The sequence below is a fragment of the Seonamhaeicola marinus genome (assembly GCF_008085455.1).
Genome location: NZ_VSDQ01000058.1, coordinates 1 through 821 on the forward strand (window position 1 = coordinate 1; position 821 = coordinate 821).

The following is an 821-nucleotide window of genomic DNA, read 5'->3' on the forward strand; positions in this document are numbered from 1 at the left end:
GTCCGTTATCTCTTTCGTGTTGAGTTCTATCTGCATCGGCATTTGCAACTACAAAATCTTTTAGCGCTACTCTGTGCCCTTCAGTATCTACAAATTGTAAAATGTTACCTCCTTTTGTTTGAATGGCACCGTAATCTCCTTTGATAAATGTTGCCCATTCCCATGCTTGCGATCCTACAAATATTAAACCACCAATAATGGTTAAAAACATGTAAATTGTAACTTTTGCTTTATTTAAATGATGACCAGCATCAACAGCTAATACCATTGTTACTGATGACATTATAAGTATAAACGTCATAAAAGCCACATAAATCATTGGTAGCTCTTGCCCATGTAAAAATGGTACGTGGGTAAATACTTCATCGGCTATTGGCCATGAATCAATAAATTTAAATCTTGAAAATCCATAGGCTGCTAAAAAGCCTGAAAATGTCAATGCATCAGAAACGATGAAAAACCACATCATCATTTTACCGTAACTTGCCTTTAACGGTTCATTTCCTCCACCCCAGGTTTTTCCTTCGGTTTCAACATTTACAACTGTAGTACTCATAAGTAATGGTTGTTATTTTATAAAGTTGCACAAAAATAATCAATTATTCTTTTTTACGAAATATAAGCTTCAAATTTTAAACTATGATAATTATCAGTTTGAGTATTTTTTGTGTTCTACTATTTTTTTTGATAATTATATTATTTTACTATCCAACAAAATATAAGAACAATAGTAGGTAAACCCATAGTATATCAACGAAATGCCAAAATGTGGCTGACAGTTCAAAACCTAGCATATTTTCTTGTGTATACTTTTGTTTAAA

General features: G+C 32.0%; 1 protein-coding gene and 1 pseudogene. Both read right to left on the reverse strand.

Annotated features, from left to right (window positions below):
* Nucleotides 1-556, reverse strand: a pseudogene (locus tag FUA24_RS00370) (cytochrome c oxidase subunit 3); the annotation flags it as partial.
* Nucleotides 557-704: 148 nt separating this feature from the next.
* Nucleotides 705-821, reverse strand: a 117-nt coding sequence (locus FUA24_RS00375; protein WP_187388118.1) for a cytochrome c oxidase subunit 3, incomplete at its 5' end; no start/stop codon positions are given.